The sequence below is a fragment of the Limosilactobacillus viscerum genome, assembly GCF_947387525.1.
GTDB lineage: Bacteria > Bacillota > Bacilli > Lactobacillales > Lactobacillaceae > Limosilactobacillus > Limosilactobacillus viscerum.
This window is the reverse complement of record NZ_CANDNW010000006.1, coordinates 77955-97828: the sequence shown is the minus strand read 5'-3', so window position 1 is coordinate 97828 and position 19874 is coordinate 77955. Positions and strand designations below refer to the sequence as shown.

General features: G+C 46.0%; 20 protein-coding genes and 1 riboswitch. Of the genes, 10 read left to right on the top strand and 10 right to left on the bottom strand.

Annotated elements, in window-relative coordinates; genetic code table 11:
• Positions 1-77: 77 nt before the first annotated feature.
• Genes trxA through QOS07_RS03335 form a run of 3 tightly spaced genes read right to left on the bottom strand, consistent with a single transcriptional unit; the run spans position 78 to position 2101 of the window.
• Complete coding sequence (gene trxA / locus QOS07_RS03345) at positions 78-395, bottom strand: thioredoxin (protein ID WP_283587590.1); 318 nt, start codon at positions 393-395, stop codon at positions 78-80.
• A 5-nt stretch (positions 396-400) separates the two neighbouring features.
• Positions 401-1156 carry a TerC family protein gene (locus tag QOS07_RS03340; RefSeq protein ID WP_283587589.1) on the bottom strand — a complete coding sequence of 252 codons (756 nt, stop codon included), beginning with the start codon at positions 1154-1156 and terminating at the stop codon, positions 401-403.
• A gap of 33 nt (positions 1157-1189) precedes the next feature.
• Positions 1190-2101: an RluA family pseudouridine synthase gene (locus QOS07_RS03335; RefSeq protein ID WP_283587588.1), complete on the bottom strand. Its 912-nt coding sequence runs from the start codon at positions 2099-2101 to the stop codon at positions 1190-1192.
• Between the two features lie 148 nt (positions 2102-2249).
• Between QOS07_RS03335 and QOS07_RS03330 the strand changes: the two genes are divergently transcribed.
• The 3 genes from QOS07_RS03330 to nhaC all read left to right on the top strand — a co-directional run bounded on the left by QOS07_RS03330 (position 2250) and on the right by nhaC (position 6452).
• A complete protein-coding gene (locus QOS07_RS03330; protein WP_283587587.1) occupies positions 2250-3170 on the top strand; it encodes a magnesium transporter CorA family protein in 921 nt (306 codons plus the stop codon).
• A 46-nt stretch (positions 3171-3216) separates the two neighbouring features.
• Positions 3217-3314: riboswitch (purine riboswitch) on the top strand.
• An 88-nt stretch (positions 3315-3402) separates the two neighbouring features.
• Entirely contained in the window at positions 3403-4719 is a 1317-nt protein-coding gene (locus QOS07_RS03325) for a nucleobase:cation symporter-2 family protein (RefSeq protein WP_408613272.1), read from the top strand.
• A 359-nt stretch (positions 4720-5078) separates the two neighbouring features.
• A complete protein-coding gene (gene nhaC / locus QOS07_RS03320; RefSeq protein ID WP_283587585.1) occupies positions 5079-6452 on the top strand; it encodes a Na+/H+ antiporter NhaC in 1374 nt (457 codons plus the stop codon).
• 66 nt (positions 6453-6518) lie between these two features.
• Here the strand turns inward: nhaC and QOS07_RS03315 are convergent, their stop codons facing one another.
• Both QOS07_RS03315 and QOS07_RS03310 read right to left on the bottom strand, forming a co-directional pair.
• Positions 6519-7544 carry a cation diffusion facilitator family transporter gene (locus QOS07_RS03315; RefSeq protein WP_283587584.1) on the bottom strand — a complete coding sequence of 342 codons (1026 nt, stop codon included), beginning with the start codon at positions 7542-7544 and terminating at the stop codon, positions 6519-6521.
• Between the two features lie 155 nt (positions 7545-7699).
• Positions 7700-8353, bottom strand: a complete 654-nt coding sequence (locus QOS07_RS03310; RefSeq protein WP_283587583.1) for a histidine phosphatase family protein — start codon at positions 8351-8353, stop codon at positions 7700-7702.
• A 151-nt stretch (positions 8354-8504) separates the two neighbouring features.
• Here QOS07_RS03310 and QOS07_RS03305 point away from each other — a divergent pair, with 151 nt between their 5' ends.
• Together QOS07_RS03305 and QOS07_RS03300 are read left to right on the top strand one after the other, a co-directional pair.
• Positions 8505-8774: a hypothetical protein gene (locus QOS07_RS03305; protein WP_283587582.1), complete on the top strand. Its 270-nt coding sequence runs from the start codon at positions 8505-8507 to the stop codon at positions 8772-8774.
• A gap of 111 nt (positions 8775-8885) precedes the next feature.
• Positions 8886-11018 (top strand): LTA synthase family protein, encoded by a 2133-nt coding sequence (locus tag QOS07_RS03300; RefSeq protein WP_283587581.1) that lies wholly within the window; start codon positions 8886-8888, stop codon positions 11016-11018.
• Positions 11019-11125: 107 nt separating this feature from the next.
• On the opposite strand, the gene QOS07_RS03295 is transcribed toward QOS07_RS03300, so the two are convergent.
• The 3 genes from QOS07_RS03295 to QOS07_RS03285 form a co-directional block, all read right to left on the bottom strand.
• A complete protein-coding gene (locus tag QOS07_RS03295) occupies positions 11126-11977 on the bottom strand; it encodes a YitT family protein (protein ID WP_283587580.1) in 852 nt (283 codons plus the stop codon).
• 70 nt (positions 11978-12047) lie between these two features.
• On the bottom strand, positions 12048-12899 hold the full coding sequence (locus tag QOS07_RS03290; RefSeq protein ID WP_283587579.1) for an alpha/beta hydrolase: 852 nt from the start codon (positions 12897-12899) through the stop codon (positions 12048-12050).
• Positions 12900-12915: 16 nt separating this feature from the next.
• Positions 12916-14151: a D-alanyl-D-alanine carboxypeptidase family protein gene (locus QOS07_RS03285; RefSeq protein ID WP_283587578.1), complete on the bottom strand. Its 1236-nt coding sequence runs from the start codon at positions 14149-14151 to the stop codon at positions 12916-12918.
• Positions 14152-14218: 67 nt separating this feature from the next.
• On the opposite strand from QOS07_RS03285, the gene QOS07_RS03280 reads away from it, so the two are divergent.
• On the top strand, positions 14219-14785 hold the full coding sequence (locus QOS07_RS03280; RefSeq protein WP_283587577.1) for a hypothetical protein: 567 nt from the start codon (positions 14219-14221) through the stop codon (positions 14783-14785).
• An 11-nt stretch (positions 14786-14796) separates the two neighbouring features.
• Positions 14797-15006, top strand: coding sequence for a hypothetical protein (locus QOS07_RS03275; RefSeq protein ID WP_283587576.1), 210 nt, complete (start codon positions 14797-14799; stop codon positions 15004-15006).
• Here QOS07_RS03275 and QOS07_RS03270 read toward each other — a convergent pair.
• On the bottom strand, positions 14993-15526 hold the full coding sequence (locus tag QOS07_RS03270) for a L,D-transpeptidase (protein WP_408613271.1): 534 nt from the start codon (positions 15524-15526) through the stop codon (positions 14993-14995). The two genes, QOS07_RS03275 and QOS07_RS03270, sit on opposite strands and share 14 nt — an antisense overlap.
• A 336-nt stretch (positions 15527-15862) precedes the next feature.
• Between QOS07_RS03270 and QOS07_RS03265 the strand changes: the two genes are divergently transcribed.
• Positions 15863-16105, top strand: a complete 243-nt coding sequence (locus QOS07_RS03265; RefSeq protein ID WP_283587574.1) for a hypothetical protein — start codon at positions 15863-15865, stop codon at positions 16103-16105.
• Positions 16106-16126: 21 nt separating this feature from the next.
• Here QOS07_RS03265 and QOS07_RS03260 read toward each other — a convergent pair whose 3' ends face one another.
• Entirely contained in the window at positions 16127-17122 is a 996-nt protein-coding gene (locus QOS07_RS03260; protein WP_283587573.1) for an NAD(P)/FAD-dependent oxidoreductase, read from the bottom strand.
• A 491-nt stretch (positions 17123-17613) separates the two neighbouring features.
• On the opposite strand from QOS07_RS03260, the gene QOS07_RS03255 reads away from it, so the two are divergent.
• Both QOS07_RS03255 and QOS07_RS03250 read left to right on the top strand, forming a co-directional pair.
• Positions 17614-18579, top strand: a complete 966-nt coding sequence (locus tag QOS07_RS03255) for a nucleoside hydrolase (RefSeq protein WP_283587572.1) — start codon at positions 17614-17616, stop codon at positions 18577-18579.
• Positions 18580-18815: 236 nt separating this feature from the next.
• Positions 18816-19781 (top strand): D-2-hydroxyacid dehydrogenase, encoded by a 966-nt coding sequence (locus QOS07_RS03250; RefSeq protein ID WP_283587571.1) that lies wholly within the window; start codon positions 18816-18818, stop codon positions 19779-19781.
• Positions 19782-19874 lie beyond the last annotated feature (93 nt).

The following is a 19874-nucleotide window of genomic DNA, read 5'->3' as shown; positions in this document are numbered from 1 at the left end:
TGTGTGGTAACACCATTAAAGACCTTGATGGGTTTTTCTGTCCACTTAAATGTTCAACTTAAATTTTACAATCTGCCTTATTCATTAATTTTCCGTTCAAAATAGTGAGCTAGCTTGGCCTCCGGATAAACACCGGTAACCTTCTCCTTGGCTTCACCGTCACGAAAAAGGACTAGTGACGGAATGCTCATTACCTTATAACGTTGGGCAATCTCCTGGTTGCCGTCAACGTTCATCTTAACGAACTTAATCTGTTCGCCAAACCGTTGCTCTAGCTTGTCCATTACTGGCGCCATCATCTTACAAGGGCCACACCAGGGCGCCCAGAAGTCAACAACCGTTAATGGGCCAGCCGTCAACTGGTCAAAGTTTTCACTATTTGCTTCAATCGCCATTGTCACTACTCCTTACTCTTTGCATGCTTGTTCCGACGAATAAAGTGGACGATGATTGTCAGGACAAACACGGCAAGCATAAACATACCGAAAATTTGCGATGGGATCTCGATGTCGATAGCCGGAATCGTCAGGAACAGCTTAATCGCAATCACGAAGATCAAGCAGTAAGCCATTGGTTCCAGTTCAGGGATTTTCCGCATCAACTTCATGATGATTTCGGCAACCCCCCTCATGCAGGCAATCCCAATCAATCCACCGATCAGCACAATCACCGGGTTGGAAGAAATGGCAAGGGACGCCAGCACCGAGTCAACGGAGAAAATAATATCCATAAACTCGATCTGGGCGACAACCATCCAGAAACGCTTCCGACCAGTTAACCGGTCCGCATTAGTCCGAATCTTATGCTTCTTTTTCCCTGAATAGCGAGTATGGAAGAAACGATATACAAGATAGATGAGGTAGGCAGCACCAATTACCTTAATTTCCCAAAAGTTAATCAGGTAAGTCCCGATACCAATAATGAGGAAACGGAAGAGGTAAGAACCCCAGATACCATAGAAAAGTGATTCTTCCTGTTCTTTTAAGGTTGGCAACACCCGGGTCTGTGCAGCCAAGACAACCGCATTATCAACCGACAGTAAGCATTCAATCATTACCAGTGAGAAAATAACCAGCCAGTCTTGACCAGAAGTTAGAACCGTTGCCCAGTTATGTGGGTCAAAGAAGGGCCCATATAACTTTTCTAAAAGTGACAATTAATGTCCTCCCTTTTATTAAAATTTTTCTATCTAACCTAAGTCGTATTTTACCAGATAATTGTGAAAATAGGGTGGTAAAGGTGCCTGAATTACAATTTTTTCAAAAGAAAAGGGGAGAAGCAACCGCTGAGTTATTCCGTGAAGCAACATCTGCGAACCCCCGTCGCAATTGTACAGGGGGTCACCAATAATTGGGTGTCCACTATGTGCCAGGTGCACCCGAATCTGGTGGGTCCGCCCCGTCTCAAGTCGCAAGCGAACCACTGACCGTTCCGGGCTGGTGGCAACGACCTGGTAATCAGTCCGTGCTGGCTTAGCGCCACGGCCGGCAACGCAGTACTTCCGTTTATCGTCCGGGTCCTTCCCAATTGGCCAGTCCAAAACACCTCTGCCCTGCATCTGACCACTAACAACCGCCAAGTACTCGCGGTGAATCATCCCATCACTAATCAATCGGTTGAGGACTGGTACCACTACCGGGTTCTTGGCCACCACCATTGCCCCGCTTGTTTCCTGGTCGAGCCGGTGAACCATATAGGCACCGTCATTAGTCCCCTGCAGGTAACCTTCAACGTCATTCATCACCGTTCCAGTTTCCCCCGCCTCGTTGGGGTGGCTCTTTTCCCCCTGCGGCTTGTTAATCACTAACAGGTCACGATTTTCATAAAGGACCGCTAATTGGGGCATTACAGTTGGTACGTAGTCATTAGCAGCTGGTGCCCGAAACTCATCCCCATTAAAGGTCATGGTGATAACATCCCCGGGCGCGACCCGTTCGTTCATGTACCGGTACTGCCCATTTACCAAGACATGGTGTCGGCGGCGAAGGAAGTGGATATACCGGTCAGGCAACAGCCACTGGTCATGCAGTAACGATCGCACGCTCCGTGGCGCTTGCCCAGCAGTTAGTTGTTCTTCAATTTTCCAGCGGATCTTTTCCATTTTTTCCTCCAACTATTATTTACGGATTTATTCTAACCTTAAATCGGTAAATGAAAAAGGATTTCTAATGTTTAACTACTGACGCTTTACTTTTGGTTCTTAATATCGTTGAATAATATTAGTAGCACTTTTGTAGGAGGTGAATGGCTTGCTCAGTACCGAAGAAATTAACGACCACAGTCGCTGGATTAGTGTTTTTGAACCGCTCCCCCGCGAACGGGCAGCCCTAATTGAAAAATACGAAGTGACCCAGGAACTGCTGGACTATGCCATTGACCCCTATGAAAAGGCTCGGGTCGAAGTTGATCCCGATGCAGGTGTAACCCTGTTAATCTTTGACGTGTACGTACCCACCCACGCGGTCACGGCACCCCAAACGGCACCTATCGGCATCATGCTGACGACTAATAATATCATTACCTTTACCAACGCCGAGACAAACTTTGTCAACGGGATCATTGCCAACCAGCTCCGGATTTTGCAAAAGCGGGGGCCGGTCACCGACAAGCTTAACCTCGTTTTTCCCGTATTGTACCGTCTCTCAACTAACTACTTCGGTCCCTTGCGCCGGGTTGACCAGCAACGACAGCAGATCCAGCAAAATCTGCAAAAGCGGACTGGGCGGAAGGCCATCACTGAATTCATGGAGATTGAGACTGGCCTGGTCTACATTCTGACTTCGTTAAAGGGGAACGTTTCACTACTGGAAGAATTTAAGCGCCGGTTTGCCTCCCGGATGTCTACCCGCCAGAGCAATGACCTCGACGATGTAATTGTTGAAGCACAACAGGGGCTGGAGATGGCCCAGATGACCTCTGACGTTTCCGAACGGGTCTCCAACGCTTACAGTAAGGTCCTTGATAGCGACCTGAACCAAACGATGAAGTACCTGACAATCTACTCCATCGTCTTATCGATTCCGACCATCGTTTCCGGCTTTTACGGGGAAAACGTCAAGTACCTGCCATTTGCCAATGGTAACCTATCCTGGCTGATCACATTGGTCATTACCCTCGTCCTAATGGTTGCCTGCGTCATTTTCCTGATCAACCGACACTGGTGGAAGTAAATCCGCCTTGCTATCGGCCAACGATCGTGGTAGGATAACTTTCAATTAATCAAGCAAATCAATAGCCTATATAATGCCGAAATATGGTCGGCAGTCTCTACCCGGGGCCTTAAATCCCGGACTATAAGCATTAAATACTTATAATAATTTGACTGCGGCAATTATTTTGTCGCAGTTTTTTTAGGCTGTTATTTGGCTTCATTACTTTTAGGAGGAATAATTCGTGAAGCAAATAACTTCATCTGTTTCTAGCAACACATCAAGTAAACGGACCTTTGCCAGTGAGTGGCGAAACCTGGTTCTTGGTTTCCAGCACCTGCTTGCCATGTACTCTGGTGACGTCCTCGTTCCACTGTTAATTGGTCACTACCTGCATTTCTCCAGTATGCAGATGACCTACCTGGTCTCAATTGACATTTTCATGTGTGGGGTTGCCACCCTGCTCCAGTTAAAGCAAACGCCGCTAACCGGGATTGGCCTGCCGGTAGTACTGGGCTGTGCTGTCCAGGCAGTAACACCACTGGAGTCAATCGGTGGTAAGCTCGGGATCACTTACATGTATGGTGCCATTATTGCTGCCGGAATCTTTGTATTCCTAATTGCCGGCTTCTTTGCCCACCTCAAGCGGTTCTTCCCACCGGTAGTGACCGGTTCGTTAATTACCATTATCGGTTTTACCCTGGTGCCGGTTGGTTTTCAGGATTTGGGTGGTGGCACGCCAACCGCTAGTTCTTTCGGTAATCCCACCAACCTGATCGTTGGTTTCCTCACAATTGCCATTATTTTACTTTTCAGTGCCTTTGCACGCGGCTTCATGAAGTCAATTGCCATCCTCTTGGGGATCTTGATTGCATCATTCATCGCTGGCGGAATGGGTCAGGTATCACTTACCCCCGTTAGTCAGGCGGCCTGGTTCCACGCCCCACAACTCTTTTTCTTTGGGGTGCCCCACTTTAACCTTTCCGCGATGGTAACGATGATGCTAGTTTCCTTAACGACCATGATTGAATCAACCGGGGTGTTCTTCGCCCTTAGTGACATTACCGGCCGTCAATTAACCACCAAAGACCTTGAACGGGGGTACCGTGCTGAAGGGATTGCTGCCGTCCTCGGCGGGCTCTTTAACACCTTCCCTTACTCCACCTTCTCGGAAAATGTCGGGGTTCTTAAGATGTCCGGGGTTAAAACCCGGCGACCAGTCTACTACGCTGCCTTTCTCTTGCTCCTGCTTGGGCTGCTGCCAAAAGTTGGGGCACTGGCAACCGTAATCCCCGAACCAGTCCTTGGTGGCGCAATGATCGTCATGTTCGGAATGGTTGGTGTCCAGGGGGTTCAAATCTTACACAAGGTTGATTTTTCAAAGAATTCTAACCTCCTGACTGCCTCCGTTTCCATCGGCCTAGGCCTTGGAATTACAATGTACCCTCAATTATTCCAACACATGCCAACCGAAGTGCAGATTATCCTGGGCAACGGGATCGTGGTTACCAGCGTTTCAGCTGTCTTGTTAAACCTGCTCTTCAACCACAAGTGGGCTCAGGAAGGTTAAATTATTCGTTGACAAACCTTTTCTCGTCCGCTATGATAAGTGGCAACAATTATCGTTTCAGTAGGTCCTTTCGCTGGGTGTCAGAGAGCCGGTGGTGATGTGCGAACCGGTCAGGCGGATTGGCTGAATTATCGCGAGTGCACAGTTGTCCGGCCATGGTCAGTGCCGTTACCACCTGACAAGAGTGCGGAGTTTTTCCGTAACCTGGGTGGTACCGCGGTTTAAATAATCGTCCCGTTGATTAATTTCAACGGGACTTTTTTATTGGGAGGAATTTTAATGGGTAATTGCGGAGGTATGATCCGATATCTTAACCGGTTTTAAGCTGCCGGTTAATAACGATTGAGGAGGATCATTAAATGAAAAAAGTAAAATTCGGTGAAGCAATCACCATCTTAGTAATCATGCTAGTCATCTTAGGAACCGCCGTCATCCGGTTTGGCCTCTCACCACAGATTCCCGTGCTCTTCACAATCGCCCTACTAATCTTCTGGGCTAAGATTCGCGGTGCGTCATGGGATGACATCCACCAGGGAATTATTGACGGGATCTCCACAGCAATTATTCCCATCTTCATCTTTATCCTGATTGGGGCCCTGATTGCCGTTTGGATCCAGTCCGGCATCATCCCCGCCATCATGGTTGTCGGCTTTAAGCTGATTTCCAGCCAGTTCTTTATCCCGTCGACCTTCATCGTTTGCTCGCTAGTCGGGCTCTCAATTGGGAGTGGTTTTACTACTATTTCAACAATCGGGATTGCCCTTTTTGGGATGGGAGTTGCAATGAATATTAACCCAGCCCTGATTGCGGGGGCTATTATCTCCGGGGCCGTCTTTGGGGACAAGATGTCACCACTATCGGATTCCACTAACCTGGCATCCGCAATTGCTGGTAGTGACCTCTTCGACCACATTAAAAACATGATGTGGTCAACCATCCCTTCATTCCTTGTTTCCCTGATTTTATTCTGGATTTTGGGAAGTGCCGGCTCTGCAGTTAATGCCGGCAAGATTGCGCGGACAACCGCTGTTTTGACTCACCACTTTACCATTAGCTGGTGGGCCCTCCTGCCGATCGTCTTGATGTTTATCTGTGCCTGGAAGCACATTCCGGCCATCCCAACTCTTTTTATCAACATCCTGGTTACGGTCGCAATGATCTTTTTCCAGAACCCTCATGAGTCGCTAAAGTCGCTTACTGCTTTAATTACCGACGGCTTCGTTGCTCACACGAGCGATGCTTCCGTCAATGCACTCCTTTCCCGGGGTGGAATTACAAGCATGATGGCAACTGTCTCACTAATTATCGTCACCCTGTCACTGGGCGGGATCCTGATGAAGTTTAACGTTGTTCAAACGGCGATGGAGCCACTGGTCAAGCACCTGCGGAAACCGGGGCCACTGGTCACTACTACCATCTTTTCCGGGATTGGAATTAACCTCTTTGTCGGGGAGCAATACCTGTCAGTAATCCTGCCGGGGAAGGCCTTTAAGCCAGCGTTTATCCGAATTGGGCTGGCACCACTGGCACTTAGCCGGGTACTGGAAGACGGCGGTAGTGTTATTAACTACCTGATTCCATGGGGCGTTGCGGGTTCCTTTGCGGCCTCAACTCTTGGTGTCCCGGTCCTCCACTTCCTGCCATTTGTCTTCTTTAGTCTTTTCTCACCAGTCTTCTCCATTCTTAGCGGGTTTACTGGTATTGGCCTGAAGTGGGCGGACAAAGAAAAATAACTAAAAAGAGCTGCTTGCCAACTCAAGACATTAATGCCTGAAGTTGTGTCAGTAGCTCTTTTTTTATTAAATCCGTCCTTTAACGTCCTTATCCTTGAAGGACTTAGGGTCTGGAATAAATGAAATATCAGCATCAATAATTCCAAACTTCTCGCGGAGCATTTTTTCAATCCGCTCCGACAGTTGGAAGCTCTCAAGAACCGTCATCTTGCTGTTAACCATCAGTGTTGCATCAAGGGTGACAACATTTCCGTTGTAGTGGGCCTTTAGTTCAACTACCCGGTGAACCTTTGACACCTTTTTAATTGCATCCCCGTACTCCTTCTCGGCCTGGGGGTCAAAGTAGTCAGTCAGGTTTAGACTACTGTCAAAGAAGATCTTTAACCCCGAGTACAGAATAAAGAAACCAACAATAATACTTGTTACCCCATCAAGCCAGGACAGGTTAAATAGCAGGGCCCCAGCAATAGCCACCATGGTACCAATACTGGTAAAAGCATCACTCAAGCTATCCTGTGCCGAGGCTAGCAGGGCCGCGTTTTGAAGCTTACGACCGGTCCGCCGGTTCATATACCAAACCACCAGCATAATTACGGAAGCAATCCCCGCACCAACTAGCGCCACGGGCTGTGGAACAACCCGGCTATCTGGATTTAACAGGGCCTTGATCCCATCAATGATGACGCTGAGGGCAATGGCAATCATCACCACCGCCGTTACTAGCGAGAAAATCGTCTCATACCGCCAACGAACGAATTGCACCCGCTGGTCTGAACCCATGTGGGCCTGGTAATTGCCACGGGGGAGCTTGGCCCCGATGATGTCGTCATCATCAACGTCCTGGGCAATGTGGAGGCCGATCATCAACAGGACGGTTGAAATAATTCCTGACAGGTTGTTGAAGGCATCCGCCCGCAAGGTTTGGGACTTACTCAGTGCAGCCAGCCAGTATTCTAGAACTGAAATCAGTAAATAGGCAGCGACGTTATAAATTAAGTGGCGTTGGGACGCACGAATCTTGGCTAACTCGCTCGCCTGGGTCTGTTCCCAAACCGCCATCTCATGTGTTGTATGCCGCTTAAATTTTGACATTAATAAACTACTTCCTTAAAAGCGAATTGGGTCTATTGTACCGCAAAAGGAAGCAAAGCAGAAGCCAGCTACACCGCTGCTTTTCTAACGATAATGTGAACGCATAAGGAGCTGTGACACAACCCCGGTTAGGGCCTTAGTGTCACAGCTCCTCCCTATTTATTATATGAAACAATCTTAATATCATCGTCAGTTAACAGCATCTGTGTCAGGCTACCGTTAGCTGGCCGAACAGTGACATCATACTTGCCGCCACCGAAGCGTTCAACCAAGCTGAGAAGGGTATTACCATGGCTAACCCACAAGACGTTACTGTCATCTGGCAAGCCGGCATTGCGGATCATCGCAATCCCCTTGTCAACCCGTTTCCAGTATTCCTTGTTATTTTCGGCATCATGGAATGGGTCAGCGTCCTTTAGCCAATCCTTTGCCTGACCAATTGAATACTTAGTAACAATATCGTGGAAGTTATTTAAGCCATGTGGTGCCCCGGCATTGTACCAGGCAATATCCATGTTGGTTCCCTCGTAAGAGCCATAAAACTCCTCCCGAAAGTACGGAGCGGTAACCGGCTTTTTAACTGAGTCAGCTTCGTTCATGTCGAGAATCTGCTGGATCGTCTCCATTGCCCGGGTTGTATCACTACAAAAAGCCGCATCAAAATGAATATTCTTGAGCCGTTCGCCAGCCTGAACCGCATTCTCCTTTCCCTTTGCCGTTAGCGGTGAATTACTCCACCCCTGAAGTTTGTTATAGATGTTGAAGTAGGTTTGACCGTGCCGTACTAAATATAAGTTTAACTTCGTCATGATTATTGCCTCCACTTGTTGATTATACCAATATTGTAACGCTTCCATTGCCGTAATTATAGGCAAATAACTTAGGGCAGACTTAGAACTTTAAACACAATTTGTTCACAACTTTTCCGTAGACTGAAAAACATAGAAGGAAGGAATGAATATGACACTTAAAGATACAAGTCAACCCGATATAGTAGCTGCACGGATTGTTGCCGTTTCTGGCCGAACCGTTAAGGTAGTTACCGAGGATGGACAGACATTACGAATTCCCCTCTCCAAGACATACCGGCAAGATAAGACAATGCTGGCCTCACTAAAAGACATTTGGCATGCGGGAATTTGGATCCCGGTAAACCGCCAGCTAAAGCGGCTCTTTCATTACGACTGGCTAACTGGTCCCGCACCAGTTCCAGCCCGGGCAAACAATTAAGTTTTCCCAACGATTGGTGCTGAATAATTGTTTACTCGTAATCTGTGATAAAATGGTTCTGATTTACTATAATCAGTTAACTTAAATAATCGATTGCGAGGAACATTCCTAATGAAAAAATTAAGCAAATTTGTGGACACTAGGATTGGGTTCTTCACCCTACTAGTAGTCCTTTTTTGGTTTAAAACCTTATTTGCTTACTTTACTGATTTTAAGCTTGGCGCGACCGGCATTTTTCAATACATTATCCTAATCTTTAACCCACTCGCGACGACCGCTTTAATCTATAGTATTGCATTTTATTTCAAGCGTGCCCGGTTCTTCTACCCGGTAATTATGGGGCTGAATATCGCCAACACGCTCTTGTTATACCTCAACGTTATTTATTTCCGTGAATTTACCGACTTCATGACGATTGCCACCATGACTGGCTACTCAAAGGTTAACCAGGGGCTCAGTGGGAGTTCGTTAGCATTGACTAACTTCCATGATGTTTTCTACTGGCTAGATATCGTCATCATCGTAATCTTGATGCTGTGCCGGGTAATTCACTTCGACCGGCGGGCCATTGGTACCCGGTTGGCCTTCGCCTTTACTTCCATGTCACTGGTCCTGTTTGGCGTTAACTTGTCACTTGCCGAAATAGACCGGCCACAGTTGCTTGGGCGGACCTTTGACCGGACATACATTGTTAAGTACCTAGGGATTGATACCTTTACTGGCTATGACCTGGTTAAGTCCCAGCACATTAACAACATGCGGCAAAGTGCCACTAAGCCAGAGCTGACTAAGGTCAAGAAGTTTACTGACAAGCATTACGCAAAGCCAAACCCTCAAATGTATGGGATTGCCAAGGGTCGGAACGTAATTGTTATCCACTTGGAGAGCTTCCAGCAGTTTATTATCGATAAAAAGATTAACGACCAGGAAGTAACACCATTCCTGAACTCTCTTTACCACAGCAATGACACGTATGCCTTTGATAACTTCTTCCACCAGGTTGGTCAGGGGAAGACCAGTGATGCTGAAAACCTGCTTGAAACTAGTACCTTTGGTTTGCCACAGGGTTCACTGTTTGCCACCCTTGGTAGTGACAATACCTTCCAGGGTGCACCAGCGATCTTGAACCAGCGGGCTGGCTACACTAGTGCTGTTTTCCACGGTAACGTTGCTAGTTTCTGGAACCGGAATAATGTCTACAAGAACCTTGGCTACCAATACTTCTTTGATGCCAGTTACTTCGACACGTCTGGTGACAAATCGACTGGTTACGGACTAAAAGATAAGCTGCTATTCAAGGATTCGGTCAAGTACCTGCAGAACTTGCAGCAACCGTTCTATGCTAAATTCATTACGGTTACCAACCACTTCCCGTATGACCTTGACGATGAAGATAAGGATCCTAACTTCCAGACCACAGATACTGGTGATGCCAACGTTGATAACTACTTTGTCACCGCCCACTATCTTGACCAATCACTTCAGGAATTCTTTAATTACTTGAAGAAGACCGGGGTCTACAACCACTCGATTATTATGATCTATGGTGACCACTATGGGATTTCAAATAGCGAAAACACCTCACTGGCCAGCGTTCTCGGTAAGAGTGCTGATAGCTGGACCGACTTTGATAACGCCCAGCTCCAACGGGTACCATTGATGTTTGTTATTCCAAATTCTGGCGGCCATGGTAAGATTTACCATACCTATGGTGGTGAAGTCGATGTTTTGCCGACCCTCCTCCACCTGCTAGGAATTAGCTCAAAACGCTACATTCAATTTGGGACCGACCTCTTTTCTAAGCAACACAGTCAAGTAGTTGCTTTCCGGAACCAGGACTTCGTTACCCCTCACTTTACCAGTATCAGTGGCAAGATCTACGACAATAAAACCGGTAAAGTTGCTAAGCTAACGAAAAAGCAGAAGGAACGGCTAAAGAAGGATCAGGACCTGGTAGCAAAGGAACTTAGTCTGTCCGACTCACTAAATGAAAAGAACCTCCTTCGTTTCTACCATCCGAAGGGCTTTAAGGCAGTTAACCCTGCAGACTACAACTACTCAAACGGGTTAAAGCGGGCCCAGAAGATTGAAAAGAAGAAGGGACATAAGTCTACCAGTATCTATAGCCAGAACGGTGATCGTTCAACTGTTAATGACTACAGTACTGATGCACCTGAGCAAAACCACTCCTCAACTGATTCTAACCGGATTAAGATTACTAACCCTGATGCAAATAATAAATAGTGGAGCTGTGCCACAACCGGGTTGTGGCACGCGATATCTCTGTAATATTTGGAGTTAAAAAAAGGATCCGTGACAAAACCGAGTTTTGTCATGGATCCTTCCTAATTTTAAAGTGAATAATGAGTATAAGAACCTTGTTCGACGTCGGACTTTTGAATACTCATAAAGGCATTCGGGTCCTGATCCCGAATTAGGCTCCGTAAAAAGTTAAGCTGACCACGCGGGGTTACCACCATGATCACGTCAGTTGGTTTCCCGGTATATGCCCCTTCACCATTGAGGACGGTTGCCCCGTGGGTAAAGAGCCGCAACTGCTTGATGACCTTATCAGCCTTCTTGGTAAAGATCACGACCATTACATCTTTTTGGGAGGCAAATGCGTAATCCATCAAGGCATTAACAATTAACATCCCGATCAATGAATAGACAATCCGGCCTGGGCCAAAGAAGAACAGTGTCAGCAGAAGGATAAAACCATTGATAACGTTGGAAAAGAAACCAACATTTTTGTGGAAACGACGCTGACAGTAAGTAGTAAGAATATCAATGCCACCAGTTGTAAAACCGTTGTTGAAGCACCAGCCAACACTAAAACCAATCAAGGTGGAACCAATAATCGTGTTGGTTAAGGGGTCCTTAACTAGGACCATCGTTGGAATGATACCCAAGAAGATAATGTTTGAGAAAACGGCGATTCCCGAAAAAATAATGTAACGGAAACCAAACACCCGCCAGGCAAAAATAAATAATGGCACATTAAAACACGTCACCAGCAGGCTCATACTAAGGTGGGGTGCCAGGGCGTGAACTAACTGGGCAATCCCCAGTAAACCTGACGAATACGAATTTACAACATTTAAGAAATCATTGACGGCAAATGCTGACAAAAAGCCATACAATACCGCAACAAAGACCGCCTTCACAGTCTTTTTAACATCAATTTTCCTTGTGGCTGACATTGATATCATCCCTTCTTTATTCAGAATAATACTTGCCAACCCATTCTATCATTTTCTAAAGTAAAGGTCCCTAATTTCTCCATAAGAAATTGATGAGAAGCCGGTCAACTTGCGGGTTGTTGTGGAGCTTAGAATGACGAGCTTTAGCACCCGTAATTGTTTTGACCTGGTATGACTTAGCCCTGCTAGCAACCAGGTACTTAAGCGACAGTGATGAGACATTAGGAACTGTACCATCGGTGTGACCGCCAATATCACCAATGATGTTCAGGACGGCAACCTGACCCTTCGGATAGGTTTGCCGGGCCTTGGTCATCTCACGGTAGGTCGCATTTTCCTTGTTTGGCTTGCCCGCACTGTTCAATTTTAGTCCTGCTGGCTGCCGAATTGCCGCCGGTACCCGGTCGAAATTCAATCCTGCAAAGTGCCCAGCAATATCTACTTGCTTTTGCAGTTGGGGCATTTTCTTGTTCTGCCCATTTTGGATCATGTAGTAAATAATCGAAATATTTCCCAGGGAATGACCGACCATGTTGAGCTTGGTGATCCCGTATTTCTTTTGGAGGAGTTTCACCACGTTGGTAGCGTAAACACCGTGCTTAGCAAAATCAAGCTGACGATTATTATCGTAGTTAACTTCCACAATAGGATTGATTGCTCCTTTGTGCATTGTTCCGTGTAACGTCACCTTACCGGCGTTAGTTACGTCAGCACGAATAATCGTGTTCGTCACGCCTGCCCGTTTAGCCGCATTCGCCATGTGTTCTTCGGCGTGGTAGCTGCTCCCACCACCATGGAAGAAGAGGGTCGGTGTCGTAGACTGGACATAGCGACTACTCTTTTGCTGATGCCACATTGCACCACCAACTATTCCTGCAATTACCACTACTACTGCGGCTATTAACCATCCCCGCTTTTTCATCTCATCACCTGCTTAATTAGTGCAAAAGTCGTTGCCAGAAATTACCAACCGGAACTTGTTCACTAGTGTAAAGGTCGTAAGTCAGTGGTTCATTATCAACGGTTTTTACATCTGGGCTTGAAACTTCCAGCTCGCCAATTCGTTCATTATTCCGTACTGGGGCAAGAATCTTATCGTTCTTACTGTGCTTATTAAGCTTTACCGCCAACGTGTAGTGGTCGGTGGCCTTTTTGCCCCATACGCTAACCTTTTGCGGTTTAACGGTGACCGTCCGCTGGTTCCCATTTTCAACCTTCTGCGTGTGCAGGCGCTTTGGCAACGTAATCTGAGAAGTGTCCATCTGCTTTAGCTTACTGTAAAGCTGCTGGGTAGCTGTAAAGCGCGAATCCTTGTCGCTACCATTGGCATGCAGGACAACAGTAATTACCCGGTGGCCACGGTAGGTCCCGGTGCTGACAAAGGATGTACCCGCGGCGTCTGAAGTCCCCGTCTTCAAACCGTCAATTGTGACCCCCTTCACGGCATACTGGTCACCTGGCAGCATCTTGTTAAGGTTATCTGCTTTAACCGACTTATTCTTGGAAATAAAGAAAGTGGCATTCTTTTGGGCAGTTACTTGTAAGAGCTGGGGATAAGTTCGAACAAGGTAGCGTGACAGGATCGCCACATCACGGGCCGTCATTGAATTTTCCGCCTTATTAGAGTAGTTGTCTAACTTTAGCCCCTTCAAGTCGCCGTTAGTCAGGCCGACTGGATTGACAATGGTGTAATTTTTCAACCCAATCTCCTTTGCCTTCTGGGCCATCTTCAGGTTAAATTCTTCCATGCTGCTGCCATCGGCACTAGCCAAGGCCAGGGTTGCCCCATCAGCCGACTTTACCATTGCCGCATTCAGCAATTCCGTGACCGTGTATGATTCGCCCTCTTGGATCCCAATTGCCGAATAATTAGGGTCATTGGCAATCGCCGCAATATCTGATGAAACCTTTACCTTCGTGTTTGGGGTAATGTCCTTTTGCTGGAGCTCATCATGGATTACCGCCACCGTCAACAGCTTACTAATCGAAGCAATTGGTAACTTCTTATTAGCGTTTTGCTCGTATAATACTTGGCCGGTTGTCGCATCAATCATCATCGCTGCCGAAGCATTAATCCGATTGCTGGCACTGGCGCCACTGGTTGCCATTCCAAGGACCAATGGTATCATCATTATAAACAGAAATAGTTTTTGCAGAAATTTTCTCCCCGTCATACTTAGTCTCCTATTATTACTTTGTGCTAAGATAGCCACATGTATTTTACTACAAAGGAATGTAACCATGAATAGCGAGTTAAAACGAATCAGCCTAATTACCGCCGTTATTTTCCTAATTTCGGTAATCACCATTAACATTCATACTTATTTTGATGCTGGCAAATACATTCCCGAAGCCAGCCGGAGCAGCCAGGTCCGCAACACCAATCTCCTCCGCAAAGCTAAACTTAACCATCCTTCTGAGCGCAAGCATTACCCTGACTTAGCCAAAAAGAAAAAGCTCCGCGTCATCGCAGAGCCTACCCTTAACCGGGTTTATATTCTTAATGGGCACAGGGTAATCTACATAATGCATGCAAAGATCAATGTTCGGCCCGGTAAGTTAGTTAGCCAGGGAAAGTCGGGACAGGAACTGTACCAAAAACAGGGAAAGCAATTTATCTCCGGCGTCAACTGGACCGAATTTGGCCACCACTATTATTTTGAGGCCGTCGTTACCGCGAATAACCAGCCCGTCAAACGGCAATGGCTTGCTAAAGCTACCGCAGTTCCCGATAGCATCCAACTTTCGATTCCGGATGCCCGGTGGATCCAAGGATTACCTAAGAACACACCAGTTATAATTCGCTAGGAGGTGCCAACGTGTTTTTTGATTACTTTCCGCCCAAATTTCTGAAGGAACTGGCCATCTGTAACGTTGAATTGATCCTCGTAACCTTCATCTACAACTTGTTAACCTACCTTATCCCCCTTGTCCGGATTAGACTCGGTAGTGCTATCATCATTTTAATAATTACCAACCTCATTATTCTTGGGTTAAAGTTTACCCATTTCAGTATTAATCATCGCTAATGACCACCTTGGTGCCGACTGGAACCGTTGTTGATAGCCACTTAGCATCAGGTACGGATAAACGAATACAGCCGTGTGAGCCCTGGGTTTTGCCCAGCTTCGCGGCTTCTTTTTGGTTATACTTACCACCCTTTTCGGTAGGAACGCTGTGAAAAAGGTAAGTACCGTGGTTCAACCATGACACATAATAGTTTGCTCCTTCGCCAAGCTTAGCATTGTAGAACTTATCGCCACGTTGTTTTTGAATGTAGAACGTACCGGTTGGGGTGAGACTCTTCTCCTTGCCAGTTTTACTATCAATCTTATAGATTCCACCAGTACTGTACATGGTATAGATCCGCTTTTTCCCATCGTATATGTAGGTCCGGTTGCCACGAAGGCTCACCTTAATCCATAGATTCTTGGCGGCCTTCAGGTTGGGGTACGGAGTGGTCTGTGATGACTTTTGCCAGTCAATTGGCTTCCGCATGTGGCTACTTTCGGTTTTAGCAACCCGTTTTCGGGCCCTTCTCGTCTCCATTCGTGCCTCCCGGGCAGCCCGGATTGCCTGCTCCCGATGAACAACGTGGACACGGTGAACCATTACCGCCCCCACCACTAGTGCGCAAAAAAGAATATATATTAAATGTTTTAGCTTCAAAGTCATTAGTAAGTTCTACACTTTCGTTTACAATTAAATAAAACAACTTTATTATATTAATAGCGGAGTAATATTACAATTGCTCATTCAATTAATAAATAATTTGAAGATGGGGATTAAAAATGCGCGATAATCTTAAGGTTTCATATTTGACGGCTCTCCTATTCTTCATTGTTGCCGTAATATACGTCAACTTAGGATAATGGGGAGTTTATTATGCGTAAAATTAAAGCAATTTGGGGATACATCGTTACTCATAAGTGGTCAAAAGATATTTTACGGGCAAACCTCTTTTATTTTGTACTAGTTGCCCTTTATGACCTGTTGCATTTTTCCTTACGTCCAGTGGGCTGGGGCGTTTGTTTTAAAATGTGGTTCTTGATGAACCTGTGCCTCCTTTTTAAGTTAATTCTTGATATTATTGATAAACTAATAAAGCGGAACCGGACTTCCTATTAAGAAGTCTGCTTCCGCTTTTTATTATCCAATATTCATCGATGAGCTGTGAACGGCCATCTTTTTGTCTGGGTATAGTTTCTTAGCTAATGCAGTAACCGCAGCCGGTGCTTCACCAAAAGCTGATGCAATCAAAGCTACTTTCCCGGGATAAGTTACCCCATCCCCAATTGCATAAACACCGTCAACACTAGTTTGCATCGTCGAGTCGACCTTAATTAAGTTCCGTTCATTATCCAGGTCTAATGACCACTTATTAAGGGCCGCGTTATCTGACGTAAAGCCAAAGTTAACGATTACCTGGTCCACATTTAACGACTTAACTTCATCGCTGCGCCGCTTCTTCAATTCCATCGTGACACTCTGGTCATCTTCAACCTTGATCCCCTTTGGCAGGTAGGGAGTCAATACATTAACCTTGGACTCCTTCAGTTTTGTTACGGTGTGTTCAAGGCCCCGGAATTCATTCCGCCGGTGAACCAGACTTACTTCTTTAGCAACTGGTTCGAGCATTAGGGCAACGTCGATGGCAGAGTCACCACCGCCAAGGACAACTACCCGCTTGCCAGCATAATCTGCTGTGTGGTTTACGAAGTAGTGAAGCTGGTGCCCTTCTGCTACATCCGCCCCATCAAGACTCAGCTTCCGTGGCGTAAATGCACCATTACCAAGCGCAATGATGATTGACTTAGAATGAGATACCCGCTGCGCTGACTTGATGGTAAAGGTACCGTCGTCTTCTTTAATTACGTCCTCAACCGTTTCGTTAAGGAACTGGTCAATCGGTGCCACTTTCATTTGCTGCTTTAAGCAGTCAACTAATTCTTGACCGGATACCCCCGGCATGCCAGCAACATCCCAAATTTTCTTTTCTGGGTACAGTGCTGCCACCTGGCCACCTAATTGTGGCAGGCTCTCAATTAGTTGAGCTTTCAGTTCATGTAAGCCGCAGTAAAAAGCAGCAAACATTCCTGCAGGTCCACCACCGATTATTGTTACATCATACATTTCTTCTGCCATTATTAAAGTTCCTTTCACTTTTCGCTGTCTTAATTATATCATTACTAATTGTTAGCAGCACTAGTTTGACCTACTGGGGAGTTTCTACGCCATGATTAAAATAAAAGCGGCCTTAAGCCCGATCAACCAGGCTTCAAGTCGCTAATTCTTGTGCTGTGCCGCACAGTGCATGTTTTATAATGGCACAGATTTATGTCTCCCTAATAAGACAAATCCCTAAATAGGTTACGCTTAAAAAATGAATATAATCTATTCAAATAAAAGAATAAGTGCAACGTACCGTGCCATTTTGCCACCACCTAACTAGAAAATCAACCCTTTATTAATTAAACCGCTAAAGTAATAGTTTATTGGTAAAAGGTTTGACGTGCTGATATATCAATGTTAAGCTTTTGGTAAAAGCGCTACCATGAACATTGTGTTTAGGGTTGAAGTACTTTAAGATGTATTTGTAGATAAAATTTTTAGTTAAACTTTTGGAGGGACAATTTATGGCAAAAAGAAAAATGATCCTTGATTTGGATACTGGTGTTGACGACTCCTTAGCAATTGCCTATGCACTGGCAGATCCTGAAGTTGATTTAATTGGGATTGTTAGCTCATATGGTAACAACCTGCTCGATGTCTGTGCAGAAAACAGCTTGAAGCTTTTGGAATTATTAGGTCACACTGATATTCCTGTCTTCAAGGGCTTGCCACACTCCAGCACTTCAGACCACTTCGACGTAATGCAAGTTTCCAAGGATATCCACGGTAACAACGGGATTGGTGAAGTTGAATTACCTGCACCAAAGCGTTCCATCGAAGAAGAATCTGGTGTTGACTTCTACATTGACGCAGCTCACAAGTACGGTAAGGACTTAATCATTATCCCTACTGGCCCAATGACAAACCTGGCTGCTGCCTTAAAGAAGGACCCAGAAATTGCTAAGTTAATTGGTAATGTTACCTTCATGGGTGGTGCATTAACAGTTGATGGTAACGTTACCCCTGCTGCCGAAGCAAACATCAACCAAGATGCAAAGGCTGCTGATGAAGTCTTCAAGTCTGGAATGCCGCTGACGATGGTTGGCCTGGACGTTACCCTGCGGACCCTCTTGACCAAGAAGGAAACCCAACAATGGCGTGACCTTGGCACCAAGGCTGGTAAGGCATATGCTGACATCACTGACTTCTACATTGATGCCTACTACAACCTCGACATTGACAAGCGTGGTTGTGCTCTTCACGACCCACTGGCAGTTGGTGTTGGTATCGACCCATCATTCGTATCCACTATCAGCCTCTTCATGCGTTGTGAATACGACCCAGACAGCCCATACTACGGCCGGACTGTTGGTGACAACGCCAAGTTGAACGACCCTAACCCTAACGTTAAGGTTGCTGTTAACGTTGATAAGGAACGTTACCTGAAGGTCTTCATGGACCACTTGACTAACTTGTTCAAGGAAAACTAATAACAACTTAATAAATTAAAATAGTACGGGATTATGACTTCATAGTCCCCCACACGAATACAAATAGGAGGTCCAGAGTTCGGTTTTGCCGGGTTCTGGACCTCCTATTTATGTACTGCGCCATTCGTTCTTGACGTTATGGACCCTCCTTTCTTTTGACTGTAATCAACGGTACTTTTTAAATATTTAAAAAAATAGGGTATAATTATCAAAAGTTTAAAAAGGAGAGAATGAGAATGAAAATTGCCGCTTACAGTGTGGCCGCGTCCGAGAAGCCATACTTTGAACAATGGATGAAAAAGAATAATGTTGAAGTTAAGCTGATCGACAAGCCACTTTCCATCAATAACCTTAACGAGGCTGCTGGCTGCATTGGTGTCTGCCTTCAGCAAGCACCTAAATTAGGTGATGAAAGCTTCTACCAACGTTTTGCTGAAATGGGTCTCAAATACATCGGTGTCCGGACCGCTGGAATTGATTTTATCGACCTTGCAAGTTGCAAAAAATATAATATCAAGGTCACCAATGTACCAGCCTATTCACCACGAGCCATTGCTGAAATGGGCCTGACCCAGGCTCTTGCCCTCCTGCGGAAGCTTGGTGAATACAAGGAAACGATGGCGGAAGGTAAATTTAGCCTTAACCCTAACCTTGTCAGCAACGAAATCTACAACCTAACAGTTGGTTTAGTCGGCCTAGGGCACATCGGTGGCGAAACCGCCCGTCTTTACCGTGCACTTGGGGCAAACGTAATTGCCTACAACCGGAGTCATAAAATGGAATATGAGTCTGTCGTCGAATACACGGACTTACAGACGGTCATCGAAAAGTCAGATATCATTTCACTCCATACTCCATTGACACCACAAACTAAAAATATGATTGGGGCAGAACAATTAAGGGCAATGAAAAAGGACGCAATCTTAATCAACATGTCCCGTGGTGGCCTTGTCGACACTGCTGCTTTAATCGATGCACTACAAAAGCATGAAATTGCTGGCGCTGGTTTGGATACCCTGGCCGATGAAGCCAAGTTCTTCCGTAAAGATTTGCCACTCGACCAGGTTCCCGCTGACTACAAAACTTTAGCGGCAATGCCGAACGTAATCGTCACTCCCCACGTCGCTTTCTACACCACCACAGCCGTTGAAAACATGGTCAACATTGGTCTTGATAATATTTATCGGCAGGAAGAAAATTAGTCTCGACCCTATTCGAGTTTTTCAATAAAAAATGAGCACGCCTTAGTGGTAGCCAACTTGACTGCGCTAAGGCGTGCTCATTTTCTGTCATTA